This window comes from Meiothermus hypogaeus (assembly GCF_003574035.1).
Lineage (GTDB): Bacteria > Deinococcota > Deinococci > Deinococcales > Thermaceae > Meiothermus > Meiothermus hypogaeus.
Map to the genome: position 1 here is coordinate 1 of NZ_QWKY01000033.1, position 26581 is coordinate 26581.

Genomic DNA, 26581 nt, shown 5'->3' on the forward strand with positions numbered 1-26581 from the left:
AAGAAGTCCTTGCCGCCTGGAAAGCTCGTTGGGATCTGGAGCGGGTGCATCGCCTGCTCAAACAGAACCTGGGTTTATCCAAATGCCTCTCTCGTTCCTATGCTACTCAACTCAAACATGCTGACCTGGCCATCGAGGCCCTACACCTTATTCGACAGCAAAAACAACTACATCCAGATCTTTCTTGGCGGACAGCACAGCACAATGCCGCAAAAATCCTCAAATCCCAGCTACTGACCGTACTCCCTGCCCTTTCAGTCTGACTTTATGCCCTTTTTTTACTACTTTTCACTACAGTTCAATCTCTTGTTAGTATTTTCAGACGAGGTCTGGGTCATAGAACAGAAGTGAGTTGGATAAGGATATCGTTATTTTCGTACCTTACATGAAGTATGGGTAAAGTGCAGTGCAAAACCCACACAAATACTGAGCGCACTTCCTAATCATTGCTGGGAAGCCACTCCAGAAGCGTTGGGTTGCATCTTGCTTGGCAAACTTGTGCAATGGTCTATACTTATCTACGCTGTTTGGATACTACCTGGGCGCCAAGTATGCGAATTCTTTTAACTGGATATGGTTGTAGCCCAGATCATGGGTCGGAAGAAGCAGTTACTTGGGGCTGGGCTCTGGCATTGTCACGTCACTGCGAGGTGTGGGTCATTACCTATCCCCGTTATCGCAGCAACATCGAGCGTTATCTAGAAGCCAACCCAAATCCCAATTTGCATTTTTACTATGCCTCTCCCCCCAAGGCGATCGACCCCTGGAATCCAGAAAAAGGTACTGGCAACATTCGGCTACATTACTTGCTCTGGCTAGGCGAGATGTTCAAGGTAGCCAAAAAACTTCACCGCGAGGTGGGTTTTGATCTGAGCCACTTCGTTAGCTGGAATACTGTTAGCGCCCCCCCTCCACTGTGGAAACTGCCCATTCCTTTCATTTGGGGTTCGGTGGGTGGCGGTCAGATGGCCCCCTTTGCCTACCGCAGGTATTTCACAACAAATGCCTGGGAAGAAGCCCTGCGCAGTTTGCGGGTGTTGGCCTTACCACTGCTCCCTCCTGTACGCCAGGCGGTTCGGCGTACTTCGCTCATCCTGGCGACCAATGCAGAAACCCAAAGCCTCCTGCGCCGGGCTGGAGCACGGCAAATCGAAATGTTCAACGTCTCTGGACTACCGGATAGCTACGTGCCTTCTGAACCCCCGGCCCACCCCCCCCAACCCACCATGACCCTGTTGTGGGCAGGACGGCTGGAATCCATGAAGGCCCCTCTGCTGATGCTTCAGATTATGCAGCAGGTGGCCGATCTTCCGGTGCGCCTGTTGGTTGCTGGCGACGGCCCTCTGCGTCCGATGTGTGAAGCCAAAGCCAAAGAGTTTGGCATAGAGCACAAGGTGCAGTTTTTGGGTCGGGTCAACTGGCACCAAATGAAGGAACTATACCGCAGTGTAGATGCCTTTCTTTTTACGAGTCTGCGGGATTCTTTTGGCAGTGTGAACCTCGAGGCCATGTCTCAGGCTCTGCCGCTTATAGCTTTTGATCACCAGGGGGTGGGATATTTTGTGCCCCCAGAAGCTGCCATCAAGATTCCGGTCACCACCCCTGAAAAAGACATTCGGGCTTTTGCAGAGGGCATTCGAAAGCTTTACCACAACCCCGAACTACGCCAGCGCATGGGGCGTGTGGCCTGGGAATATGCGCGTTCGGAGATGGAAAGCGTGCGTACCCTGCGCATGCTCGAGCTTTATCGAAAAGTGCTAAAGTCCAAATCCCTGCAAAGTCCCCAAGAGGCATCACAGCAAGCGGTCTAGGACGGTTTGCGGATTGATTCGAGGTAAATGGGGATAGCAAACCCAGGTTAGCCGCATAGCAGCTATGGCCCAATGGCCACCCCCTCGCCTCCCAGGTGATGTTAGCGCACACCCCACCCCAAGGTTATTTCCTGCAACCGCCCTATCGTGACCTTCACAGACGTTGCCGCCCGCGAAAACGAGAATGCGTCTGCGCCCAGACGCATGTTACGCACCCAGGCGTGGGGCGGGCCCGGCCCACGAGTGCTTGGGTTTCAAGTTTCCGGGGGCAACTATTCTGTCTCGGATAGAGGATTCTTGATTCTCGAGAAACTCACTTTATGTGAGGAGCGCTCTAAGCATGATAATTCGCCACACACTGCCTGCTCCTTGGGGGTATGTGTACACTGTTATGCGGCATGAATGCTTTTTCTCTATGCAGCAATCAACAGGAGACTTCATGGGCAAGCGGGTAGTGCTGGCCTTCGGAACCCGCCCCGAGGCCATCAAGATGGCCCCGGTGATCTTTGCCATGCGCAAGCAGGTTGGGATCAAGACCATCGTGCTTTCGACCGGGCAACACCGCACGCAGCTCGAGGACGCCTTGCGGGTTTTTGATATTGTGCCCGACGCAGATTTGCAGGTGATGACCGACCGCCAGACCCTTCCGGCCCTGATGGGGCGCATCGTGCCGGCCGCCGCAGACAAACTCAAGGAGCTTCGCGCCGATTACGTCATGGTACACGGCGATACCCTGACCACCTTCGCTGTAACGCTGGCGGCTTTTTTTGAACAAATCCCGGTAGCGCACGTAGAGGCGGGCCTGCGTAGCTTCAACATGCTAGAACCCTTCCCCGAAGAGGCCAACCGCCGCCTGACCGACGTACTCACCGACCTGGACCTTCCCCCTACCCAAACCTCCAAAGCAAACCTCTTGCGCGAGGGCAAACCTGCACAAAACATCATCGTGACCGGCCAAACCGAGGTAGACGCGGTACTTTATGCCAGCGCGCGCGGCACCCCCCCACCCCTCCCCGAAGGCAAGCGCATCGTGGGCGTGACCATGCACCGACGCGAGAACCTGCCTTTGATGCGCGGACTGGCCGAAGCCCTGGCTAAGGTTGCTCGAGCCCACCCCGAGTGTCATTTCGTGTATCCGGTGCACCTGAACCCAGCGGTGCGGGAGGCCGTGTATCCGGTGCTGGGAAATCTTCCCAACTTCGATCTGCTCGAGCCCCTGGAGTTTGGGGCCATGGCCGGCTTGATGAAACGCTCCACCCTGCTGGTGACCGACTCCGGGGGCGTACAGGAGAGCGGGGCTACGCTGGGGGTACCGGTGGTGGTGCTGCGCAACGTCACCGAGCGACCCGAGGGGCTGGCGGTGGGGGCCCTGAAGCTGGCCGGCACCGACCCCGAACAGGTCTTTACCACCATTGACACCCTGCTCTCGGATGAGACGGCCCTTCAGGCTATGCGCAATCGACCCAACCCTTATGGCGACGGCAGAGCCGCCGAGCGCTGCGCCCAGGGAGTGGCCTGGCGCCTGGGGCTGGGAGAGCGTCCGGCAGATTGGCAAGGTCCAGCCTGGCCATAGGGAACAAGGAAGCAAAAGTCCAAAAGTCTAAGCCTATGAACAATCCCAAAGTATGCATCCAGACCGATCTGGGCGAGATTCTGCTCGAGCTCTTCCCCGCCCAGGCCCCCATCACCGTGGCCAACTTCCTGCGCTACGTAGATGAAAACCGCTACCAGGGGGCTACTTTCTACCGCACCGTGCGCCTGGATAACCAGCCCCAGAGCCCAGTCAAGATTGAGGTGATTCAGGGAGGGCTCGGCATGGGCCACCATTCAGCCAAGCTGCCCCCCATCCCGCTGGAGACTACCGACCTAACGGGCCTGCGTCATCTGGATGGCACCGTTTCGATGGCCCGCCTCGAGCCAGACTCGGCCCAGTCGGAGTTTTTTATCTGCATCGGCGACCAGCCCGAACTGGACTATGGCGGCAAGCGCAACCCGGATGGGCAAGGTTTTGCTGCTTTTGGACGAGTGCTAGAAGGCATGGAGGTTGTCCAGCAGATTCATCAGCTACCCGCCGGGGGAGATGTTCCGCCGGTGCAGGGCCAGTGGATCTTGCAACCAGTAAGGCTAATTTCTATAAAATGCGTATAATGTACATAGCATTGGCTTGACGAATTATGCAAACACTTGAAGGGTACTTTGTTAGCTTTGGAGCTGAAAAGATTTTTTATCGTGGCTGGCGGCCTGCCAAAGCCAAAGCAGTGCTGCAGGTAACACACGGATTCGGTGAACACAGCGGGCGCTATGAAGGCTTGGCCCAGTACCTGGGTTCTTTGGGTTACGCCGTGTATGCCCAAGACCTCAGAGGGCATGGCCGCTCAACGGGCCAGCGAGGGCACATTGAAAGCTGGCTTGATTATTGGTACGACCTGACCCTTTTTCGCAGTCAGTTGGAGGCCCTCGAGCCCAGATTACCCATCTTCTTATACGGCCACAGCATGGGTAGCCTGGTGGTGCTGGATTACCTGGTAAAACAACCGCCCGATCTGCGGGGGGCCATCGTAAGTGGGGTATTGCTTGAGCCTGGCCAACCCGCACAGCCGCTGCTCGTAGCTATTGCCCGGCTGCTCTCCCGCTTCTGGCCCCAAGCACCCCTCAGGCTCAACTTAGACATTAATGCCCTTTCCCGCGACAGCGCCACAGTTCAAGCCTACCGAAGCGACCCCCTGGTACATAACCGCGTGAGCGCCCGCTGGGGCACCGAGGTGCTGCAAACCATCGAAACGGTCAAGGCCCAGGTCAAGAGCATCCGCGACCCCCTGCTTATCCTGCACGGGGAAGCCGATGCCATCAACCGGGTGGAGGGGGCCCGCTGGCTTTTCAGAGAAGCCTCCACAACCGATAAGGAGCTTCGGGTTTACCCCGGAAGCTTCCACGAACCCCACAACGATCTAAACAAAGGCCAGGTCTTGCAAGACATCGCCGAGTGGCTCGAGCGGCACCTCTAGCGATTTAGGTTAGTCTTCCTGCCTATCGTTCCGCATTCAAGCACCTGGAGCCGCTTGTCCCCGTATGTGCACCGCCCCTTTGCAGTGCCAGATTCCTCGTCGTTTTCTGGGTGCCTCTGAACTCGACAGGAAGTCATACCGGATTCCAAAAGACAGTTTACAAAACCAAAAACACCAGAGGCTGTCTTTTTGAATCCTAGAGCATACCCCTCCCTGACGGTCGGCGAAAAAAGCCTCACCCTTCCAAGGGGCGGTATCGCCCTCCGCTACGCGGATAACTTCGGTCGGGTTAGTTCGTCACCAAAGGGTGACGAACTAACCGAATCTGGCATCAAGGGGCACAGGATACCGGGGCCAATTTGGGGTGCGCCAGTAACTTTGTAGCCCGCCCCAGCGAATTGCACAAACCCGCCTGCATTGTGCTTAGCCATCTGCACCGGCATCGGGGTGGGACAAATGTACTCCTGGACGGTAATGGATTGGTAACGAGGGCTTTCTAGGGTTTAGACAGGAGGCTTTTATGGCTACTGCTCTTTCCACAAAGCCCAGAACCAGCTCGAGCCGCTCTAAAAAACGCTCTGCTCAAACCTCAATGCGCTTTGTACGGTGGTTCAAGGAAGTGGGCATTGATGAGGTGCCGCTGGTCGGGGGCAAGAACGCCTCGCTGGGCGAGATGGTGCGCGAACTGGGCAAGTTAGGGGTGCGGGTGCCGGATGGTTTTGCCGTTACCGCCGAGGGTTTCCACCACTTCCTCCAGGCCAATGGCCTGGGTGCGCCCATCCGCGAACAGTTGCGCGAAATGGATCCCCACAACCCCGACGACCTGGCCCGGCGCACCCGGCTGATCCGCAGCCTGATTCTGCGGGCCGCGCTGCCGGAAGACCTCGAGGGGGAAATCGTTCAGGCCTACCGCGAACTCTCGCGCCAGGCCAGGGTAGAAGACCTGATGGTAGCAGTACGTTCCAGCGCCACCGCCGAAGACCTGCCTACGGCCAGTTTTGCCGGGCAACACGAAAGTTATCTGGGCATCCAGGGCGAGGCCGAGCTCCTCGACGCAGTCAAGAAATGCTTTGCCAGCCTCTACACCGCCCGGGCTACCCGCTACCGGGTGGATATGGGCTTCCCCCACGAGAAGGTACTGCTCTCGGTGGGCGTGCAACGGCTGGTGCGTTCGGATCTGGCCTCCTCGGGCGTCATTTTTACCCTCGACACCGAAACCGGCTTTGACGGGGTGGTGATGCTGGAAGGGGTCTGGGGCCTGGGCGAGAACATCGTGCAGGGCAAATCTACCCCCGACCGCTTCTACGTGCATAAGGAAACCCTGGCCAAAGGCTACAAGCCCTTGCTCTGGAAAAAACTGGGGGCAAAGGAACTACGCCTGGTCTACGATACCGAACACCACAAGCTGCGCAACAACCCCGTATCCCCCACAGACCGCAACCAGTGGGTGCTTTCCAACGAAGAGGTGTTGAAGCTGGCCCATTGGGCAGTTTTGATTGAGCAGCATTACAGCCAAAAACGGGGCGCCCCCACCCCCATGGACATCGAGTGGGCCAAAGACGGTATCACCGGTGAGCTGTTTATTGTACAGGCCCGCCCCGAGACCGTTCACAGCCGCAAGGGTGCGACCATCAAAAGCTATACCCTCCTGGAAGAAGGCCAGGTACTGGTCGAAGGGCTGGCGGTGGGCGAGAAGATTGCCACCGGCCCGGCCAGGGTCATCCGTGACCCCAAAGCCATGAACCAGATCAAGCCCGGCGATGTGCTGGTTACGGTCACCACCAACCCCGACTGGGAACCCATCATGAAAATTGCTAGCGCCATCGTGACCGAGCGGGGCGGGCGCACTTCGCACGCGGCCATTGTGGCCCGTGAACTGGGCATTCCGGCCGTGGTGGGGGCCGCAGGGGCTACCAAAGCCTTGGCCAAGGGGGGCCCGGTCACGGTTTCGTGTGCACAGGGCGAGGTGGGGCGGGTCTACGAGGGCACCTTGAAGTTCACGGTGGATGAGTTCGACCCGTATCAGGTGGGTACCACCCGCACCCAGATCATGATGAACGTGGGCAACCCCGAACAGGCTTTCCGGCTGGCACTCCTGCCCAACGATGGGGTGGGTCTGGCCCGCATGGAATTCATCTTCGCCGACTGGGTGGGCATTCACCCCCTGGCGCTCTTACACCCCGAAAAGCTCTCCCCCAGGGTGCAGCGCGAGGTCGAGGTCAGGACGAACGGCTACCCCAGCGGGCGCGAATACTTCATCGACCGGCTGAGCCAGGGCATTGCGGTGCTGGCTGCGGCCTTCTACCCGAAGCCGGTAATCCTGCGCATGAGCGACTTCAAGACCAACGAGTACGCCAAGCTGCTGGGCGGCGAAGCCTTCGAGCCGGGCGAAGAGAACCCCATGCTGGGGTGGCGGGGGGCTAGCCGCTACTACCACCCCGACTACAAAGAGGGTTTCTTACTCGAGGTCGAGGCGGTTCGGCGGGTACGCGACGAGATGGGCCTTACAAACCTGGTGGTGATGATTCCCTTCTGTCGCACGGTGGAGGAAGGCCAGCGGGTTCTGGACACCATGAAAGAAGGAGGCCTGGAGCGCGGCAGAAACGGCCTGGAAGTCTATGTGATGGCCGAGATTCCTTCCAACGTGATCCTGGCCGAGGAGTTTAGCCAGATCTTCGACGGCTTCTCGATAGGCTCCAACGATCTAACCCAGCTGGTGCTGGGGGTGGACCGCGACTCTACCCAGGTGGCTGCCCTGTTCGACGAGCGCAACCCGGCGGTCAAGTGGGCCTGCGCCGAGCTAATCCGCAAAGCCCACAAACACGGGCGCAAGGTGGGCATTTGCGGACAGGCCCCCTCCGACTATCCCGAGTTTGCGGCCTTCCTGGTAGATGCAGGTATTGATTCCATCAGCCTCAACCCCGACTCGGTGGTACGCACCAAGCAGCGCATTGTGGAGACCGAGCAAAACCACAAGGGTCGCAAAGCTAAGGCATGAAGGAGGCCCTTATGAGACACGACCGCATCGTTTTTCTGGGAGAGCGCATCATCCAGGGCGACGAGATCGATTCGGATGAGTTTCCCGATGTGGAGACCTTTCGGCGCTGTGCGGCCCAGTGGGGCGGGCCCGAGAACGTCTTGGTTCTACGCAACGCCATTGTGAGCAACGGGGCCCTCGAGGAGAAGCTCGAGTACCTCCTGATCAACCGTACAGAGATCAGGGCCCTGGGCGTAGGGGGAATGAGGTTGAGCGGATTTGAGGCCATGAAGCCGTAGCGAGGCTGGAAAACATCCTCCTTTTACTGCCAGGAGCATCGGCTACGGAAGAGCAGTCTGCTGCCCGGCTCAGATTGGCCAATGGTGTGACAAGGTCATTTGGCCCAGGTGCTAAAAGCTACGCTAGTAGCAACGGAGGAACGCATGCAAAAGGGCCCGTTTGTACTGGAGCGCTCTGGGCTTCTTCAGCTATTGCAGGCCCTCAAAGCCAAGGGCTACCTGACCCTGGGCCCCACGGTGCGGGAAGGGGCGATCGTTTATGACCAGCTCAGCCGGCTCGAGGACCTTCCCATCGGCTATACCGACCATCAGGAGGGGGGCACCTACCGGCTGCGGCGGCGGGGCGACGAGGCGCTATTCGGCTACAACGTGGGGCCCCATAGCTGGAAGCGGTTTTTGCACCCGCCCATCCTGCGGTTATTTCGAGCGCGCAAAATCAATGGGGGTTTCGAATTCGAACACGAGGCCGAGGCCCTTCCCAATTACGCCTTCATCGGGGTGCGGGCCTGCGAGCTGCTGGCCATCCGGGTGCAAGACCAGGTTTTTCTGGGGGGGGCCTACCAGGATCCGCATTACAAAGCCCGGCGCGAGCGGGTGTTTATCGTGGCGGTGAACTGCACCCAGGCCGGCAATACCTGTTTTTGCGCCTCTGTGCAGAGCGGGCCCAAGGCCCAGGCTGGCTTCGACCTGGCCCTGACGGAGGTGCTGGAGGGCGACCGGCACTACTTTGTAGGGGAGGTGGGGAGCGAGCGGGGAGCCGAGGTCCTGGGTGAAATTCCCCATCGTGCAGCGCTTCCATCCGAGGTAGCCCAGGCCGAGGCCAAGGTGGCCCAGGCCACCCGCCAGATGGGCCGCAGCCTGGCGACCGAGGGGCTCAAGGAGATGTTGTACCAGAACCTCGAGCACCCCCGCTGGGAGCAGGTAGCGGCCCGCTGCCTCTCCTGCGGCAACTGCACCCAGGTCTGCCCTACCTGCTTCTGTACCAGCGTGGAAGACCACACCGACCTCTCGGGGGTTGCCGAGCGAACCCGCCGCTGGGACTCCTGCTTTACCGCCGACTTTTCGTATCTGCACGGGGGCAGCGTGCGGGTCTCGACCAAAGCCCGCTACCGCCAGTGGCTCACCCACAAGCTGGCCACCTGGCAAGACCAGTTTGGCATGCTGGGCTGTGTGGGCTGTGGCCGCTGTATCACCTGGTGCCCTGTTGGGATCGACCTGACCGAAGAAGTTGCAGCGATGCGAGGTGCCCATGTCTAAAGCTGGTCTCGAGCACTACCTGGGTGAGCACCCTTTCTTCCGGGGCATGCGCCCCAAGGACCTGGCCTGGCTGGCCGAGCTGGCCGAGCCGCTGGCCCTCGAGGTAGGCGACTATCTCTACCGCGAAGGCGACGAATCCAAAGACTTTTACCTGATTCAAGAGGGGCTGGTGCGCCTGGAAATCCATACCCCGGGGCGGGGCGAGCTGGTCATCCAGACCCTGGGGCCGGGGGAGGTGCTGGGCTGGTCGGTGATGCTGCCCGAGACCCGCAAGACCTTTGATGCCCGCATCTTCCAGGCCACCCGCCTGCTGGCCTTCGATGCCGCGGCGGTGCGAAAGCATTCGGAAGAAGACCACCACTTTGGCTATGAGCTGTGCAAACGGTTCTCGAGGGTCATCGGGGAGCGCTTGCAGGCCACAAGGCTTCGCCTACTGGACTTGTATGGTCAACCCCATTAGTTATACCCCTGGGCAAGACCCCATGCAGCCCCGCCCCTTCCGGGTGGTACGGGCGATACGCGAGACCGCCGATGTGGTGACGCTCGAGCTAGAAGCACAGTCTGGCCCCCCGCTCGCCTTCCAGCCAGGTCAGTTCACCATGCTCTATGTCTTCGGGGTGGGCGAGGTACCCATCTCCATCAGCGGGGATCCGCACAAACCCGCGCGCCTGGTGCAAACCATCCGGCGGGTGGGCTTGGTGACCGAGGCGCTGTGCAAACTGGGCAGAGGCGACGTGGTGGGGGTGCGAGGCCCCTTTGGCAGCCATTGGCCGCTGGAACAGGCCAGGGGAGGTGATGTGGTCATTGTGGCCGGCGGAATTGGCCTGCCCCCCTTACGTCCGGCGATTTACCACATCCTGCACCAGCGACAGGACTACGGGCGGGTCTATTTGCTGTATGGGGCGCGCACCCCTGCCGACCTGCTATTCCCTGAGGAACTCAAGCGCTGGCAGCACACCCTCGCCCATGCCCCCGGCGCCTCGCCGGTGCGGGTCACGGTAGACCGCGCCGAAGGGGGCTGGGATGGGGCGGTAGGGGTGGTCACGTCGCTCATACCGGTGCTACCCATAGACCCCTTGCGTACCACCGCCTTAATGGTCGGCCCCGAGGTGATGATGCGCTTTACCATCAGCGAGCTGCGCAAGCGGGGCATCCCCGAGGAAAACCTCTACCTCTCGATGGAGCGCAACATGAAGTGTGCGGTGGGCTTTTGTGGACACTGCCAGTATGGGCCGCACTTCATTTGCAAGGACGGGCCGGTGCTGGCCTTCCCCCGGGTGCGGGACTGGATCACGCGAAAGGAGGTCTAGGTGCCAAGCAAACAGCGCAAACCCACCCTGGCGGTCTGGAAATTTGCTTCCTGTGACGGGTGTCAGCTCTCCCTGCTGGACTGCGAGGACGAGCTCCTGCAGGTAGCCGGAGCGGTTCAGATTGCCAACTTCCTCGAGGCCTCCAGTGCCGTCCAGCCCGGCCCCTACGACCTCTCGCTGGTCGAGGGCTCCATCACCACCCCCCATGATGCAGAGCGCATCCAGGCCATCCGCAAGAGCTCCAGGTTTCTGGTCACCATCGGGGCCTGCGCGACCGCAGGGGGCATCCAGGCCCTGCGCAACTTTGCCGATGTGGAGGAGTTCACCCGCATCGTCTACGCAAAACCCGAGTACATAAAAACCCTCAAGCACTCCACCCCCATTTCCGAGCACGTGAAAGTCGATTTTGAGTTACGGGGTTGCCCGATTAACAAAGGGCAGTTGCTCGAGGTCATCTCGGCTTTCCTGCACAAACGCAGGCCCAACATCCCCCAGCACAGCGTCTGCCTGGAGTGCAAGGCCCGGGGCACGGTCTGTGTGATGGTGGCCCAGGGCACCCCTTGCCTGGGGCCGGTGACCCAGGCCGGGTGTGGGGCCATCTGCCCGGCCTATCAGCGGGGCTGCTACGGGTGTTTCGGCCCTCAGGAAAACCCCAACACTGTGGCCCTGAGCGCCTGGTGGACGCTCCTCGGCCTAGACGAGGCAGCCCAGCAGCGGGCCTTCCGCACCTACAACGCCGGGGCCAAGGCCTTCAGCAAGGAGGCAGAACGTCATGGGTGAGACCCCTAAACCGCAGCAGACCAAGACCATTCGAGTGGGCAACCTGGCCCGTGTGGAGGGGGAAGGAGCTTTGTACGTACGGGTCAAGGGCAGCCAGGTCGAAGAGGTGCGGCTCAACATCTTTGAGCCCCCCCGCTTCTTCGAGGCCTTTCTGCGAGGGCGCAGTTTTGCCGAGGTGCCCGATATCACCGCCCGCATCTGCGGCATCTGCCCGGTGGCCTACCAGATGAGTTCGTGCCAGGCCCTGGAAGCCGCCCTGGGGGTGCAGGTAGAAGGCCCGCTCAAAGCCCTGCGGCGGCTCTTGTACTGCGGCGAATGGATCGAGAGCCACGCCCTGCACATTTATTTTTTGCACCTGCCCGACTTTCTGGGCTACCCGGACGCGGTGCGGCTGGCCCAAGACCAGCCCGAGCGGATTCAGCAGGCCCTGGCACTGAAAAAAACCGGCAACGAACTGATGGCCCTGCTGGGTGGGCGGGAGATTCACCCCATCAACGTGAAGGTAGGGGGCTTCTACCGGGTGCCGCGCAAGGCCGAGCTTTTAGACCTGCGGGATAAGCTCGAGCGAGCCCGCGAGATTGCCCTGCAGACGGTGCATTTTGTGGGTGGCCTGGACTTCCCCGACTTCGCACCCGACTACACCTTTGTCTCGCTGCGTCAGGAAGGCGAGTACCCCATTCTGGGGGGCCGCCTGGTTTCGAGCCGGGGCCTGGATATTGCGGTTGCTGAGTTCGAGCAGCACTTCCGCGAGGAGCACGTTCCCCACTCCAACGCCCTGCACGCCACCCTGGAGGGGAGGCCTTACCTGGTAGGGCCGCTGGCCCGCTACAACCTGAACTTCGATCAGCTTCCAACCGCGGTGCAGGCGGCTGCTCGGGAAGCGGGTTTAGGGCCGGTCTGCCGCAACCCCTTCCAGAGCATCGTGGTGCGGGCGGTGGAGACTTTGTACGCCTGCGAGGAGGCCCTGCGCCTGATAGCCGAATACGAGGAGCCCGATGCCCCCAGCCTTGCCATCACCCCCAGGGCCGGGGAAGGCGCAGGTTGCAGCGAGGCCCCACGCGGCATCCTCTACCATCGCTACCGCATAGACGAACAGGGCCTGATTACCGAGGCCAGGATTGTGCCGCCCACCTCGCAAAATCAGAAGATGATTGAAGAAGACCTGCGGCAGTTTGTGGCCGCGAACCTGGAGCTTCCCAAGCCCGAACTCACCCTGCGCTGCGAGCAGACCATCCGCAACTACGACCCCTGCATCTCCTGCGCGACCCACTTTTTGAGGCTGGAAATTGAGCAAGCCCCGTAAGGTTTTCGCCCTGGGCAACCCCTACCGCCAGGACGATGGTGTGGGGCCCTGGGTGGCCCGGTATCTGCGGGAGGCGGGCCTCGAGGTCTTCGAGGTAACCGACGACCTGACCCGGCTGGTGGAGGGCCTGGCCGGCGCGGACGAAGCCTGGCTGGTGGAGGCGGTGGTCTCGGGCCATCCGCCGGGAACCCTGCATGTGATGGAGGTGGGCCCCGAGCCCCTGCCTGCGGCTTTTGAGCGCCTCTCGAGCCACTCTTTGAGCCTGGCCGAGGCCCTGGAGCTTGCCCGCACCCTGGGCGTCCTGCCCCGCCGCACCCTGATTTTCGGCATCGAGGGCCAGGCGTTTAGACCAGGTGAAGCACCCAGCCCGGAGGTCATAAAGACGGCCGAACAGCTCGTTCAAGCCCTCCTGAAGGCAGCAGCTGGCCCTGGTAATGTCTTCGTAACAAACCCTCGCCAGAGTGAAGTGTGACGCCGGAGGGCCCCATGAGCGCCCAACTACCCTGGACTGGACTCAGCGAAGTAGAAGCCCGCGAGCGCCTCAAACGCCAGGGCCCCAACGCCCTGCCCGAGAAGCGCCCAGAGCCGCTTTGGCGTCGCTTTCTGCGCCAGTTCAAAAGCCCTCTGATCTATATTCTGCTCTTTGCCCTGGCGGTGGACTTTGAGGTGTGGTGGCTCGAGGGCCGGCATGGCTGGCCGCTGGAGTCCCTGGTCATCGGGCTGATTCTGTTGCTCAACGCGGGCCTGGGCACCTGGCAGGAGCGCAAATCGGAAGCGGCCTTGAACAAGCTTAAGCGCCTGTCCAGCCCCCTGGTCTGGGTGGAGCGCGATGGGGCCTGGGTGCAGCGCCCCAGCCGCGAACTGGTACCCGGCGACCTGGTGCGCCTCGAGGCCGGCGACCGGGTGCCCGCCGATGTAGAGGTACTCGAGGGCAGCCCCCTGGTAGACGAGTCGGTCTTGACCGGCGAGAGTCTACCCGCCGAAAAAGAGGAGGGCGAGGAGCTTTTTAGCGGCACCCTGCTGGTACGGGGCAAGGCCTTTGCCAGGGTGCAGCGCACCGGCCCCGAGAGCGCTTTGGGCAAGCTGGCCACCCTGCTGGGCGAGATAAAAGCCGAACCCACCCCCCTCGAGCACGACCTACATCACTTTGGCAACCAGGTCGCCCGGTGGGTGCTGGTGCTGGCCGGGGCCCTGGTGCTGCTGGGCCTCTTTACCGAGGGGGCGGGTCGGCTCCCACAGGTCTTCCTGTTTGCCGTGGCCCTGGCAGTCGCCGCTGTGCCTGAGGGGCTTCCGGCCGTGCTAACCCTGACCCTCTCGCTAGGGGTGGAACGCATGGCGGCCCGCAAGGCGGTGGTGCGTAAACTTTCGGCGGTGGAAGCGCTGGGTTCGGTCACGGTCATTGCCACCGACAAAACCGGCACCCTCACCGAAAATCGTATGGAGGTGCGGGCCCTGGACAGCCCCGACCCCGCCCAAGCCCAGGTGGCCCTGGCCCTGGCCAACGACGCCGACCACGGCATCGGCGACCCCATGGACCTGGCCCTGCTGCATTACCTGCAGCGCCTGGGTCTCGACCCCGAGGCCCTGCGGCAACAACACCCCCGCCTTTCCGAGCGGGCCTTCGAGAGCGGTCACAAGTTTCAGCGGGTCACGGTAGAGACCCCACAGGGCCCGGTCAGCTACCTCAAAGGGGCCCCCGAGGTGCTGCTGGGGCGCTCCCATCTGCCCGCGCATGAATACCAGTCCTGGCAGGAAAAAGCCCTGGCCTACGCCGCCGAGGGCTACCGGGTGCTGGGAGCAGCCTGGGGAAGCGGCGAAACCGAAGAGAACCTGCAATTTCTGGGCCTGGTGCTGTTCTGGGATCCACCCCGGGCGGAAGTACCGGAGGCCATCCGCAAGGCCCAGGAAGCCGGAATCCGGGTTCTGATGGTCACGGGCGACCATCCTGCTACCGCCCTCTCGATTGCCCACCAGATTGGCATTCCCGGCGAGCGTGTCATCACCGGCAGCGACCTGGAAAAATTCAGCCCACAAGCCCTGCTCGAGGCCATCCGCGAGGTAAACGTGTTTGCCCGGGTCTCCCCCGAACACAAGCTCCGGCTGGTGGAGTTGCTCCAGTCCAGCGGCGAAGTGGTGGCCATGACCGGCGACGGCGTGAACGATGCCCCGGCCCTCAAACGCTCCGATGTGGGCGTAGCCATGGGCCAGCGCGGCTCAGATGTGAGCCGCGAAGTGGCCGACCTGGTCTTGCTGGACGACAATTTCGCCACCATCGTGGCTGCCATCGAGGAAGGGCGCAACATCTATGAGAACATACAGAAATTCATCCGCTTCCTTTTTTCCACCAACCTCTCGGAAGTGCTGGTAGTGGCCATCGGCGCTCTGGCTGCTGCCCTCCTGAACCTGCGGGATGCCACCGGCGCCCTGCTATTGCCCCTCACGGCGGTGCAAATCCTGTGGATCAACCTGATTACCGACGGTCTACCGGCCATCTCGCTCACCCTGGATAAAAACCCCAGCGTCATGCAGCACCCACCCCGGCCCCCCAAAGCCCCCCTGCTGGATAGAGTTTCTTTGCGCTTTGTGCTGGTAAGCGGAAGCATCAAGGCCCTTTGTGCGCTGGGGCTTCTGGGTCTGCTGCCGCGCTTAGGGTATAGCCTCGAGGCCACCCGCAGCGCCACTTTCCATTTCATGGCTATTGGGCAGCTTTTCTTCGCTTATCCGGCCCGCCACACCCACCTGTTTCCTCTGCCCAACCCCTGGCTTCACGGCGCGGTGCTGCTGGGTATGGCTGTTCAACTCCTGGTCGGCATGCTTCCGGCCAGTACCCTGGCGCTGGATCTGGTTCCGCTACCGCTGCTGCTGTGGGGCGTGCTGCTCGGCACAGCCCTGCTGGCCTGGGGCCTGGCCGAGCTAACCAGCCGCATCTTCTGGCGTAACCACCGGGATCTGCCCTACACCCGGCAAGCCACAGGCTGAAGTGCTGCTAGAAGACATCTGGCCTAGGACGTTCAGCGACGCTCCACCGCCAGGGCCTTGCGCTGGGCCTCTTCCAGGGCCTGACGGGGGTTGGCATTGCCCTTCAGAACACGCTCGAGGGCCTCTTCCAAAAAGCCATACCAGAGGGTTACTTCGGGGTCTTGTACCCAGGTCTGGGCCTGCTCGAGGCCGCCAAAAGCCACCCGGCGGCGAGGGTCTTCCCGGTAGAAATCTTCCAGCAGGGGCTGGGCCGAACGACGCAGGGGCAGGCAGTAGGTCGCCCTGACCCACTCGGCTATGTTGGCCGGCTCCATCCAGTAGCGCCACAGGGCCACCACGCCTCGGGCCTGGGCCTCGCTGGCTCCGCGCAACACCATCAGATTTCCCCCGGCCAGCGGCAATTTGCCATCGGGCGTGCGGGGCAAAGGAGCCACCCCCAGGCGGAAGGGAATGGGGGTGCGTTTTTCCAGCACCGGCCAGACCGTCACGGGCGCGATACCCATAAAGGTTTTGGTACGCACAAAGTCCACCAGGGCAAACTGGGCCTCGGCGATGTTGCGGCTCTGAGCACTCCCCGCACGCACCAGGCTTTGCAGATACTCGAGGCTTTGCACCACTTTGGCATCGGTAAAGTTGGGGCGCCCGTCGCGCACCAGTTGCCCACCCCGGCTCATCACCACCGCGTTGAAGCTGTAAATGTCGCTTACCACGGTAAAACCACGGGCCGCTCGAGTGGTCAGTTGCTCGGCCACTGCGGCCAGGGCTTCCCAGGTCTGGGGCGGACTCTGGCGGCGGGCCGCAAGTTGGTCGGCGTTATAAAAAAGCACCGGCAGGTGCAGTTCCACCGGCAAGGCATGGGTTCGGCCCCGAAAACGCCCGGTCTCGAGCAACCCCGGATAGAAATCGGTGGGCAGATTGCCCAGGTATTCATCCAGCGGCAGGGCCAGGTTCTCCTGCACGGCCCGGCTGACAAACGAAATTTCGCCGTAATAAAGCTGGGGCGGGTTGCCTGCCCGGATGGCCGAGGTAAGCTTGATGCCCCCTTCACGCAGGTCGCCCACATACTGCGCTGCGATGCGGTAGTCCCGCTGGCGGCCGTTGAACTCGCCGACGATCTTTTCCAGCGCCTCCCGCCCGGGTGAGTCCAGTGTGTGCCAAAAAGCTATTTCTGTAGGTCTTTGCGCGTAAGCAGCGCCAAAAAATAATCCTAGGATGAGCCAGCGTTGGAGCGCGACGTTCACGGCCTCAGCTTAGAACAACATTCTGAATGCACCCTGAAGTTATGCATCATCGCATTTTGCACATGGGCAGGCTACACAATTTGCCCGTTGCTGAAGCTTTCCTGGTAGAAGTTGCGAAAAACCTCGAGCCGCTCTTTGGCCCAACTAGGGGAGGCGGTAGGGCTCTGCAATATTCCGCGCAGCGCCTCGAGTTCGTCCTCGAGGCGTGCCCGAATGGTTTTATCGAAAATGATGGCCTGGTCGAGTTGCCTGATCAGGCTCTCCAGTAGCTGATTGGCCATTACCGGGTTGAACTGGGCGGATGCCTCCTGCATACGTTCGTCTAACGCCTGCTCGAGGTCAGCTAAGATAGTTTGTATTTTTTTCACATCGTATTGTACTTCAGAAAGCTTGGGCGAATTGTTCGGGTGGGCTGGTAACAAAGCCTTTGGTATGCACTACAGTCCCCCCAATGAGCCGCACATGGCAATTTTGCGCAATCAACGTGCTTCAATCCGTGCTGCAAAACAAGCTACCGGTGAATCAGGCTGAACAGATCGCCTTTATTACATCCACCGCCCCGCATGGCATACCAAGGGTTGGCATAGCCAGGCTGGTCAAGAGTAGGCTATAGCCATATGAAACCCGTCGGTATTGGTATGGATCTGGGCACCAGTGGGCTCAAGGCCATTGCAATAACGGCAGATGGGCAGACCGTCGCTGAAGCCAGCGCAACCTATCCCCTGCTGACCCCCAGGCCCGGCTGGACAGAACAAAACCCCTCAGACTGGGTAGAGGCTGCCCACCAGGTATTGGGCGAGCTGGCGCAGAAGCTACAACAGGGAAACTGGGAGCCAGTAGCCATCGGGCTTTCAGGCCAGATGCACGGGGCTACCTTTCTGGACAAGCAAGACCAGGTGGTGCGCCCTGCCCCGCTCTGGAACGACCAGCGTACCGCACAGGCCTGCGCGGAGATCGAGGCAGCCATTCCACGTCGAGACCTCATCCAGCGCACCGGCAATCCCGCCGTGACAGGCTTTCAGCTTCCCAAGCTGGTCTGGCTGCGACAGGCCGAACCGGAGCATTTCGCCCAAACTGCCCATGTGCTGCTGCCCAAGGATTATCTGGCCTACGTTCTGACCGGTCAGATGGCCACCGAACCTTCAGATGCATCGGGAATAGGGGCTCTGAATTTGGGCTTGCAAGATTGGGATACCGAGATTATTCAAGCCTTAGGGCTTAATCCGGCGCTGTTTCCGCCGGTTATTCCTTCGCATGGGGTGGTCGGTTCCCTCAAAGCAGAGTGGGCCCAGGCCCTGGGTTTACCCCAGGGCCTGCCGGTGGTGGCAGGAGCCGGGGACAATGCCGGCGCCGCTATTGGATTGGGCCTTTCCAGCGCACGCCCCGGACGGGGCAGCGTGAGCCTCGGCACCAGCGGGGTGATCTTCGTACCTACCCAGAAGCCCACCCCCGATCCCGAAGGCCGCATCCATCTGTTTTGCCATGCGGATGGTGGTTACCACTTCCTGGGGGTGACCCTGGCAGCGGCAGGCAGTTTGCAATGGTATCGGGACAAACTGGCTCCTGGTGTGAGTTTTGAAGAGTTGATGGAGGAAGCCCAAAGCGTGCCGCCCGGGAGTGATGGCGTGGTCTTCATGCCCTATCTGGCTGGGGAACGCAGCCCCTACCTTGACCCCGATTTACGGGGAGCCTGGCTGGGACTGAGCCTGGCGCATGGACGCGGGCATCTGACAAGGGCCCTGCTCGAGGGGGTAGCCTTTAGTTTGCGGGACGTGCTGGAGGTAATGCAGCCCTTGGTCAGGATAGACCGGCTGCTGGCCATTGGTGGGGGGGCCCGCTCCGATTTCTGGCTTTCAATTGTGGGCAGTGCATTGGCCCTGCCATTGGCCCGCACCCCCATCGAAGAAGGCCCAGCCCGTGGGGCCGCCATTTTGGGGCTGGTGGGGGCCGGCCTGTACACAAGCGTTGACGAAGCCATTAGCGCCACCGCTCCTCAGGACTCCGAGATTGGCGCAACCGCCACCAACAGCCAGCCCTTGCTGGAACGCTATCGCAGGGGGCTGCAGGCAGTTCAAGGTTTCAAGGGAAAGTGACTTCCGTAACGTGACCCAGGCATTACGGCACACCTAAAGAAATGCTAAACTCCAGGGGTTGGTATTTGCACTAGCATTAAAGCTGGAATTGCCTTGTATTGAACCCGATTGCAGGCTTATGGAGCACCACTTGATCTCGAGAACCGCACCAACACCGCCCCATCAGGTTAAAATGCCCTTTACCGGAATCCCATGCGCCTGTTCGGGTAGCCTTGCATAGTGGTGTGACGATGCGCAGTCTCCTATTGGCCTTTGTATTGGCGCTTGCGCCACTGCCCGATCTCCCCTATATCCCTTCAGGCAGTGAGATCCGGGTGGTGTCCCCCGATTTGCTCACGGTGTATGTGGTCTGGCAGGTAGATGAACGCAACCTGGTTTTACAAAGCAAGCTGCCCGCACCGGCCAACCGAGAGGTTCGGGTGCTGTTCCGGGTGGATGGGGGCTACCGTGCTCCGTACAATGGAATCACCACCCCCCGCGGAGATATTTCACTCATGATCCAAGGAGAACGTGTTAGCCTGAACGAGCTTTTGACCCGCACATACCGCTTGAATCTGCCCAATGGGCGTGTCTTGCCGGAGGTTCGATGAAACGCATTCTGCTGATTGAAGACGACCCTGAGATCGCCCACCTCTTGCAGCTCGAGCTCGGCGAAGCTGGCTACGCCGTGGACTGGGCCTCGGGCGGCATGTCGGGCCTGGTGCGCCTGCGCGAGGCAGTGCCCGATCTAGTGATTCTCGACCTGGGCTTGCCCGACCTGGATGGCGGCGAAGTAGCCCGCCGCATACGGGCCGGCTACGAAGTGCCCATCATCGTCCTGACCGCTGCCGATGCGGTCGAGCGCAAGGTGAGCCTGCTCTCGGACGGCGCCGATGACTATATCGTCAAGCCCTTTCATACCGCAGAGCTGCTGGCTCGCATCCAAGTACAGCTGCGCCACCGCGAAGGGGGCGAGCAGGTCAGCGTGGGGGGCCTGGAAGTGCATTTAGCTAAACGCCAGGTACTCTACGACGGGCAGGAACTACGCCTCTCGCCCAAGGAGTTCGAGTTGCTCTCGCTTCTGGTGAGCCGCGCCGGCAAGGTGTTCAGCCGCCAGGAGATTGAGGAGCACCTGTGGGGAAGGCAGCTCGAGCGCGACTCCAATGTGGTAGACGTCCACATTGCCAACCTGCGCTCCAAGCTGCGCGAAGCCGGCGCCTATGGCTACCTGCGTACCGTGCGCGGGGTGGGTTACGCCCTGCGCCAGCGCGAAGCCGAGTGAACACCTAGCCCCACACCGAGGGCCCAGGGTATAGCCCCTCAAACCACCTGAACCGGCTCTCTACCCTGGGCGCCTGAACCCCAAGACGGCTTATGTCCTTCCGCACCCGACTGATCCTGGCCTATACGATCCTGTGGGTGCTGATTCTGGCCCTGACCCTGACGATTGCCGTCTACAGCATCAATTTTGGTCTGTACGGGCAGGTCGAACGTACCCTGTTGCGCTATGTGAACGAGGTGGCCCAGCTCTACGCCTCGGGCCGCGCTGGGGAGATTAGCCTGCCCCGCTCCGGTCCGGTGAGCGTGAGCTTTTACAGTTCGGGCGGGCAGCTCCTGATTGCACCCACACCCGACTTTGAACAGAAAGTGCCCAAAAACTTTATCCGCGCAGCCAGCAGCACCGCCAAACCCTATTACGCGCCCAGCTTCATGGCTGCCTATCAGGAAATTCCGGGGGCAGTGGTGGTGGTCAGCCAGGATACCCGCTACATTGAGAGCATCTCGGTTACGGTTCGCAATACCCTGGTGCAGGGCATGGCCTTTTTGTTGCCCCTGGGAGCCCTTCTGATTGTGCTGGCGGCTCGTCTTTCGCTCATTCCGCTGCACCGGGCGGCCTCGGAGGTAGACAAGCGCGGCCCGCACAACCTCGAGCCCATCCACTACACCGGCCCCAAGGACGACCTGGGGCTGATGGTGGAGAAGGTCAACGACCTGCTGAGCGAGCTGCGCGAGGCCCAGGCCCGCGAACGGGCCTTTCTGGCCGAGGTCTCGCACGAGCTGCGCACCCCCCTGACCTCGCTGAACGGCTACCTCGAGCGCCTCAGTCGCAACCCCGACGATGCCGAGATGCTCGAGCGGGCCCGCAAAATTGCCGCCCATACCGCCCGCATGGTGCAAGACCTGCTGGCCCTGGCCCGGGGCGAGGCCGAGCGCAGCGTGAATGCCCACATCGTCAACCTGGGCGATCTGCTGCGCCAGGCCGTGGGCGAGTATCCCGGCGTAGTGCTCAAGATGCCCGCCGAGTTTCCCGAGGTACTGGGCGACCCCGACCGCCTCTTGCAACTGGCCCGCAACCTGATTGCCAACGCCGTGCGGGCTGCCGGTGCCCCGGAAAAGGTGCAGGTGCGGGTCTGGATGGTCAAGGAACCCACCGACAACCCCCCCGACCCCTACGAGTCCGCCGACGAGCTTCGCACCACCTCCACCCCCGAGATGAAACCGCCCAAGCAGCCCTGGGCCGCCTTTGCCATTGTGGACCGCGGGCCGGGCATCGCCCCCGAGGTGCTGCCCCGGCTCTTCACGCGGTTTGCCCGGGGGCCCGAGGGCGGCACCGGGCTGGGGCTGGCCATTGCCAAGCAGATTGCCGAAGCCCACGGGGGCGAGATTCGGGTCGCCAGCCGACCCGGCGAGACCCGCTTCACGGTGTTTTTGCCGCTCTTGCTGGAAGAGGAGTAGGTATCCCTTGCGTTAGCTTGGTTTGTCTTCTTTGTCAAACTTTCGTATGCTTTCGATATGCCCTCCCTCGAGGCCACCTTTCGCCATCAGGAAATCCTGGAGATGCTGCGCCGCGATGGCCGATTGCAGGTGCGCCAGTTGGCCGAACACTTCGGGGTTTCCACCGTTACCATCCGCACCGACCTGGAATACCTGGAGCAACAGAGCTTGCTGCGCCGCACCCGGGGGGGCGCAGTTCCGGCAGAGACCAAACGCTTTGAGCTGCCCCTGGAAGAAACCCGGCAGGTTCACGCGCGCGAAAAAGAGAGCATTGGCGGCTATGCTGCTGGTCTGGTACGCGATGGCGAAACCATCATTTTGGATGTGGGCAGCACCACCACCGAACTGGCCAAGGCCCTCTCGCCCTCGCTACGGAACGTGGTAGTGATTACCAGTGGCCTCAACATTGCCCTGCTGCTGGAGTCGCACCCGGGCATTACCGTCATCGTTACCGGAGGTACCCTCAGGCCCTTGCAGCACTCGCTGGTTAACCCCTATGGCAGCTTGCTTCTGCGTGAAATCAACGCCGACAAGGTTTTTCTGGGCTGCAACGGGGTGCACCCCGATAAGGGCTTCACCAACACCAATCTGCAAGAAGCAGAGATTAAGCGGGCCATGATGGAAGCCGCCCGCGAGACCATCGTGCTGGCCGACCACAGCAAAATCATGCAGGTGGCCGCAGCGCGTATTGGGCCGCTGGGGGCAGCCGACCTGCTCATCACCGACTCCAAAGCAAAAAAAGAAGATCTCGAGGCCCTGCGCAACAAGGGGCTCGAGGTGGCGGTGGCCCGCCGTATCTGAACCCTTTTTCGAAAGTTTACGCAAACGTTCATAACTATTGACAAGTTCAAAGTGTTCCCGATAAACTCCCCTTGAACCTTGACGGGGAAACGAAACCGCTTCGTCCATACGCGGGCCAGGCACTGCCCTGTCCTATGCGCCGGAGCCCCGGAAAAGGCGGGTATCTAAGGAGGAATACATGAAACGTCTACTGGTTTTAGGTGCGGCCCTGGCCCTCTCGGTGGCCTCGGCCCAGATGCAGGGGAACCCCAACCTGCGCGGCGAGATTACCGTGTGGAGCTGGGACATCGCCGCCAAGGCCCTGGAAGCCAACATCCCCGGCTTTAACAAGCTCTTCCCCAATGTTAAGGTCACGGTGCTCGACATCGGCAACCAGGCCACCTACGACCGCGGCCTGGCCGGCTGTGCGGCGGGCGGCGGCGACCTGCCCGACGTATACTCCATCGAAAACAACGAAGCTGAGGTGTTCTGGGCCCGCTTCCCCAACTGCTTCACCGACATGAACACCCTGCAACCCGCGGCCTCGACCCTGCGCAACCAGTTCCCCGCCTTCAAGTGGACCGAACTGACCGTGGGCAACAAGGTCTTCGCCATGCCCTGGGACTCCGGCCCGGTGGTGATGTTCTACCGGCGCGACATCTATAGCCAGGCTGGGGTCAACCCCGCCACCATCCGCACCTGGGACGACTTCATCGCCGCAGGCCGCCGCATTGCCCAGGCCACCAACAACCGCGTCAAGGTGGGGGTCATTGCCAACGGCCAGGACGACGAGTGGTTCCGCATGCTGGCCAACCAGAACGGCTGCTTCTACTTCAACAACGAGGCCAACGCTGTAACGGTCAACCAGCCCGGCTGTGTAACCGCCCTCGAGACGGTCAAAAAACTCATTGACGCCGGAGTCGTGATGCAGGGTGGCTGGAACGAGCAAATCCAGGCCTTCAAGGCCGGTACCGTAGCCACCAGCATGTTCGGCGCATGGTACGAAGGTACCATCCGCTCCAACGCCCCCGACCAGAGCGGCAAGTGGGGTGTCTACCCCATGCCTGCTTCGCGGGCTGGCGGCGTGCGTGCGGCTAACCTGGGCGGCTCGGCGCTGGCCATTCCGGCCTCCTCGCGCAACAAGGAAGCGGCCTGGGCTTTCGTCCGCTATGCCCTGGGCACCACCGAAGGCCAGGTGACCATGCTCAAGGAATTCGGGCTGGTACCCTCGCTCCTGGCCGCCACCCGCGACCCCTATGTGGCCCAACCCCAGCCCTACTGGGGCAACCAGCGCATCTGGCAGGTCATCCTGGGCACCCTGGGCAATGTGCCTGCGGCCCGCGGCACCCAGTTCTTCCAGGAAGCCCGCGCCATCATGGTCAAGACCCAGGCCGACTATGTGGCCGGGCGCTTCCCCAATGCCAAGGCGGCCCTCGACGCCGCCGCCCAGCAAATCTCGCAGGCCACCGGTCTGCCCATCGCACGCTAAACGTTTTGTGGGGGGTGGGGGCAACCTCACCCCCCCCGACTTTTACAACAGCAGAATCCCTTTGGAGCATCCCGTGAGATGCAATCTATCAACCAGACCTTTGGCCGGGAGGAAGCCGCGTACCGCTCGGCAACACCTACTGCTGTACGGGAGGAAGCCGCGTACCGCTCGGCAACACCTACTGCTGTACGGGAGGAAGCCGCGTACCGCTCGGCAACACCTACTGCCGTACGGGAGGAAGCCGCGTACCGCTCGGCAACACCTACTGCCGTACGGGAGGAAGCCGCGTACCGCTCGGCAACACCTACTGCCGTACGGGAGGAAGCCGCGTACCGCTCGGCAACACCTACTGCCGTACGGGAGGAAGCCGCGTACCGCTCGGCAACACCTACTGCCGTACGGGAGGAAGCCGCGTACCGCTCGGCAACACCTACTGCCGTACGGGAGGAAGCCGCGTACCGCTCGGCAACACCTACTGCCGTACGGGAGGAAGCCGTGTACCGCTCGGCAACACCTACTGCTGTACGGGAGGACGCGTGAAACGTAGCGCGACCCCTTATCTTTTTCTGAGTCCTTACCTGGCGGTTTTCGCCCTGTTCTGGGCCTGGCCAATCCTCGAGTCGCTGTTGCTCTCGTTCCAGAACACCCGGGTTTTCCCACCGGTGTGGAACCTGAGCGTCAACTGGGGCCGCATCCTGGGCGATGCGGCTTTTTGGGACGCCCTGCGCAACACGGTGCTGATTCTGGTCATCCAGGTACCTATCATGCTGGCCCTGGCGACCGTGCTGGCAGTTGCACTGAACTCGCAATTGCTGCGGGCCAGAGGCTTTTTTCGCTTTGCCTTTTTTGCCCCGGTGGTGGTGGGGGCGGTAGCCTACTCGGCAGTGTTTCGCCTACTTTTTAACCAAAACGGCGCCGTTAACGCCGCGCTGGGCCTGGATTTGAACTGGATCTTCGACCCCGTGGGCGCCATGGCCGTCATCATCACCACCCTCACCTGGCGCTGGACCGGCTACAACGCCATCATCATCCTGGCCGGGCTGCAAAGCATCCCCAAAGACATCTACGAGGCCGCCGAGATTGACGGGGCCAGCCCCTGGCAACAGTTCTGGCGCATTACCGTGCCCAGCCTGCGCCCGGTGCTCTTGTTTTGCCTGGTGCTTTCCATTATCGGTACCCTGCAGCTCTTCACCGAGCCCTGGCTCATCACCAACGGTGGCCCCGGCACCGCCACCACCACCCTGGGGGTTTATCTGTATCGCCAGGGCTTCCAGAACATCAACTTTGGCTATGCCTCTACCATCGCCTACGCCATCACCCTGCTGGCGCTGGTCTTCTCCATCATCCAGCTAAGGCTTTTTGGGAGGGAATCGTGAAGCAGCGGCTGTGGTGGCGCAGCTTCTGGCTGCACCTGTTCCTGACCCCCCTGGCGCTGTTGTGGCTGGCCCCGCTGTGGCTGATGTTCGTGTTCTCGACCCACCCCGAGATTGCTATCTTCAGCACCCCCACCCCGGTTCTGCCGGGCAATCAGTTTGCCGCCAACCTGCAAAGCCTGCAAGCCGACACCAACTTCTTGCGAACCCTCTTCAACAGCATCATGGTCGCAGGTATCTACACCGTGCTCTCGATCTTTTTGACCAGCCTGGCCGGCTATGCTTTCGCCCGCTTCGATTTCTGGGGCAAGGGGGTGGTGTTTTCGCTGGTGATTGCCACCCTGACCATCCCCTATTTCGCGGTGGTGATTCCGCAGTTCATTCTGGTGGCCCGCGAGGCCAAAACCCTGCTGGCCATCCTGATCGGGATGGCGGTGTTTGGCGGAATTGCCGCCCTGCTGGCCTGGTTTAAATTCTCGCCCGCCCTGGGGCGGCTGGTCTGGGTGGGCTACGGGGTGGCCGGACTGGCCTACCTGTTTTTGGGCATGCCCGCACTGCGCGAGGCCATGAACTTCGACTTCCGCCTGACCAACACCTACTGGGCGGTGATTCTGCCCTCGCTGGCCAATAGCCTGGGGGTGTTTTTCATGCGGCAAAACTTCCTGAGCGTGCCGCAAAGCCTGCTGGAAGCGGCCCGTATAGACGGGGCGGGCGAGTTTCGCATCTTCTTCCGTGTAGCGGTGCCGCTGGTGCTCCCGGCCATGGCGGCCCTGGCGATTATCCTGTTCCTGGCTTCCTGGAACGACTACCTCTGGCCCTTGCTGGTGCTCTCGGACCGGGCCATGCAGACCGCCCCGGTGGCGCTGGGCTCCCTGATCGGGCTGACGCGGGTTTCATGGGGTGGCATCATGGTAGGGGCCGTAATGACCACGTTGCCCTTCCTGATTTTGTTCTTGTTTTTGCAACGCTACTTCATCGCCGGTATCACCGCTGGTGGTGTAAAGGACTGAGCGGCAAGAACCCGCAACAAATTTGTTATGGGTTTAGCTTTTACCAATCACACAAGGTCGTGTGAGCAAACTGCAGCGGTTTTTCATCGCAGGAAAAGCTACAAATCATCGGTCAAAACG

25 protein-coding genes are annotated in these 26581 nt (G+C 61.3%); 23 read left to right on the forward strand and 2 right to left on the reverse strand.

Annotated elements, in window-relative coordinates:
• From Mhypo_RS18350 to Mhypo_RS09810, 14 genes are all read left to right on the forward strand, one after another.
• Nucleotides 1-263 (forward strand): hypothetical protein (locus tag Mhypo_RS18350; RefSeq protein ID WP_420845996.1); only part of this gene is annotated, 263 nt, incomplete at its 5' end.
• A gap of 369 nt (nucleotides 264-632) precedes the next feature.
• The gene (locus tag Mhypo_RS09750) at nucleotides 633-1811 is read left to right on the forward strand and encodes a glycosyltransferase family 4 protein (RefSeq protein ID WP_170148267.1); all 1179 of its coding nucleotides are present in this window, start codon (nucleotides 633-635) and stop codon (nucleotides 1809-1811) included.
• A gap of 415 nt (nucleotides 1812-2226) precedes the next feature.
• Entirely contained in the window at nucleotides 2227-3384 is a 1158-nt protein-coding gene (gene wecB / locus Mhypo_RS09755) for a non-hydrolyzing UDP-N-acetylglucosamine 2-epimerase (RefSeq protein ID WP_240637185.1), read from the forward strand.
• 35 nt (nucleotides 3385-3419) lie between these two features.
• Entirely contained in the window at nucleotides 3420-3959 is a 540-nt protein-coding gene (locus Mhypo_RS09760) for a peptidylprolyl isomerase (RefSeq protein ID WP_119341108.1), read from the forward strand.
• Nucleotides 3960-3985: 26 nt separating this feature from the next.
• Nucleotides 3986-4816, forward strand: a complete 831-nt coding sequence (locus tag Mhypo_RS09765) for an alpha/beta hydrolase (RefSeq protein ID WP_119341109.1) — start codon at nucleotides 3986-3988, stop codon at nucleotides 4814-4816.
• Nucleotides 4817-5408: 592 nt separating this feature from the next.
• The gene (gene ppsA / locus Mhypo_RS09770; RefSeq protein WP_119341110.1) at nucleotides 5409-7814 is read left to right on the forward strand and encodes a phosphoenolpyruvate synthase; all 2406 of its coding nucleotides are present in this window, start codon (nucleotides 5409-5411) and stop codon (nucleotides 7812-7814) included.
• An 11-nt stretch (nucleotides 7815-7825) separates the two neighbouring features.
• The gene (locus Mhypo_RS09775; protein ID WP_147075312.1) at nucleotides 7826-8092 is read left to right on the forward strand and encodes a hypothetical protein; all 267 of its coding nucleotides are present in this window, start codon (nucleotides 7826-7828) and stop codon (nucleotides 8090-8092) included.
• Nucleotides 8093-8236: 144 nt separating this feature from the next.
• On the forward strand, nucleotides 8237-9349 hold the full coding sequence (locus tag Mhypo_RS09780) for a 4Fe-4S dicluster domain-containing protein (RefSeq protein WP_119341112.1): 1113 nt from the start codon (nucleotides 8237-8239) through the stop codon (nucleotides 9347-9349).
• Nucleotides 9342-9809, forward strand: coding sequence for a Crp/Fnr family transcriptional regulator (locus Mhypo_RS09785; RefSeq protein WP_119341113.1), 468 nt, complete (start codon nucleotides 9342-9344; stop codon nucleotides 9807-9809). Before Mhypo_RS09780 ends, Mhypo_RS09785 begins: the two co-directional genes overlap by 8 nt.
• On the forward strand, nucleotides 9793-10659 hold the full coding sequence (locus tag Mhypo_RS09790; RefSeq protein ID WP_119341114.1) for an FAD/NAD(P)-binding protein: 867 nt from the start codon (nucleotides 9793-9795) through the stop codon (nucleotides 10657-10659). The genes Mhypo_RS09785 and Mhypo_RS09790 overlap by 17 nt, the downstream gene beginning before the upstream one ends.
• Entirely contained in the window at nucleotides 10660-11439 is a 780-nt protein-coding gene (locus Mhypo_RS09795; RefSeq protein ID WP_119341115.1) for an NADH-quinone oxidoreductase subunit B family protein, read from the forward strand.
• Entirely contained in the window at nucleotides 11432-12742 is a 1311-nt protein-coding gene (locus tag Mhypo_RS09800) for a Ni/Fe hydrogenase subunit alpha (RefSeq protein ID WP_119341116.1), read from the forward strand. The genes Mhypo_RS09795 and Mhypo_RS09800 overlap by 8 nt, the downstream gene beginning before the upstream one ends.
• On the forward strand, nucleotides 12726-13214 hold the full coding sequence (locus Mhypo_RS09805) for a hydrogenase maturation protease (RefSeq protein ID WP_119341117.1): 489 nt from the start codon (nucleotides 12726-12728) through the stop codon (nucleotides 13212-13214). Before Mhypo_RS09800 ends, Mhypo_RS09805 begins: the two co-directional genes overlap by 17 nt.
• Before the next feature lie 14 nt (nucleotides 13215-13228).
• On the forward strand, nucleotides 13229-15721 hold the full coding sequence (locus Mhypo_RS09810) for a cation-translocating P-type ATPase (RefSeq protein WP_119341118.1): 2493 nt from the start codon (nucleotides 13229-13231) through the stop codon (nucleotides 15719-15721).
• A gap of 32 nt (nucleotides 15722-15753) precedes the next feature.
• Here the strand turns inward: Mhypo_RS09810 and Mhypo_RS09815 are convergent, their stop codons facing one another.
• Nucleotides 15754-16962 carry an extracellular solute-binding protein gene (locus Mhypo_RS09815; RefSeq protein WP_119341119.1) on the reverse strand — a complete coding sequence of 403 codons (1209 nt, stop codon included), beginning with the start codon at nucleotides 16960-16962 and terminating at the stop codon, nucleotides 15754-15756.
• A 71-nt stretch (nucleotides 16963-17033) separates the two neighbouring features.
• Nucleotides 17034-17276 carry a hypothetical protein gene (locus Mhypo_RS09820; RefSeq protein ID WP_119341120.1) on the reverse strand — a complete coding sequence of 81 codons (243 nt, stop codon included), beginning with the start codon at nucleotides 17274-17276 and terminating at the stop codon, nucleotides 17034-17036.
• A 303-nt stretch (nucleotides 17277-17579) separates the two neighbouring features.
• Here Mhypo_RS09820 and xylB point away from each other — a divergent pair, with 303 nt between their 5' ends.
• From xylB to Mhypo_RS09860, 9 genes are all read left to right on the forward strand, one after another.
• Nucleotides 17580-19055 (forward strand): xylulokinase, encoded by a 1476-nt coding sequence (gene xylB, locus Mhypo_RS09825; RefSeq protein WP_119341121.1) that lies wholly within the window; start codon nucleotides 17580-17582, stop codon nucleotides 19053-19055.
• A 230-nt stretch (nucleotides 19056-19285) separates the two neighbouring features.
• Complete coding sequence (locus Mhypo_RS09830; protein WP_119341122.1) at nucleotides 19286-19645, forward strand: hypothetical protein; 360 nt, start codon at nucleotides 19286-19288, stop codon at nucleotides 19643-19645.
• Nucleotides 19642-20316 (forward strand): response regulator transcription factor, encoded by a 675-nt coding sequence (locus Mhypo_RS09835; RefSeq protein ID WP_119341123.1) that lies wholly within the window; start codon nucleotides 19642-19644, stop codon nucleotides 20314-20316. Before Mhypo_RS09830 ends, Mhypo_RS09835 begins: the two co-directional genes overlap by 4 nt.
• A gap of 92 nt (nucleotides 20317-20408) precedes the next feature.
• Nucleotides 20409-21770 (forward strand): sensor histidine kinase, encoded by a 1362-nt coding sequence (locus tag Mhypo_RS09840; RefSeq protein WP_119341124.1) that lies wholly within the window; start codon nucleotides 20409-20411, stop codon nucleotides 21768-21770.
• A gap of 57 nt (nucleotides 21771-21827) precedes the next feature.
• Entirely contained in the window at nucleotides 21828-22610 is a 783-nt protein-coding gene (locus tag Mhypo_RS09845; RefSeq protein WP_119341125.1) for a DeoR/GlpR family DNA-binding transcription regulator, read from the forward strand.
• A gap of 178 nt (nucleotides 22611-22788) precedes the next feature.
• Entirely contained in the window at nucleotides 22789-24078 is a 1290-nt protein-coding gene (locus tag Mhypo_RS09850; RefSeq protein ID WP_119341126.1) for an ABC transporter substrate-binding protein, read from the forward strand.
• Nucleotides 24079-24156: 78 nt separating this feature from the next.
• A complete protein-coding gene (locus tag Mhypo_RS17920; RefSeq protein WP_147371345.1) occupies nucleotides 24157-24618 on the forward strand; it encodes a hypothetical protein in 462 nt (153 codons plus the stop codon).
• On the forward strand, nucleotides 24615-25454 hold the full coding sequence (locus tag Mhypo_RS09855) for a carbohydrate ABC transporter permease (protein ID WP_119341127.1): 840 nt from the start codon (nucleotides 24615-24617) through the stop codon (nucleotides 25452-25454). Before Mhypo_RS17920 ends, Mhypo_RS09855 begins: the two co-directional genes overlap by 4 nt.
• Nucleotides 25451-26461 (forward strand): carbohydrate ABC transporter permease, encoded by a 1011-nt coding sequence (locus Mhypo_RS09860; RefSeq protein ID WP_119341128.1) that lies wholly within the window; start codon nucleotides 25451-25453, stop codon nucleotides 26459-26461. Before Mhypo_RS09855 ends, Mhypo_RS09860 begins: the two co-directional genes overlap by 4 nt.
• Nucleotides 26462-26581 lie beyond the last annotated feature (120 nt).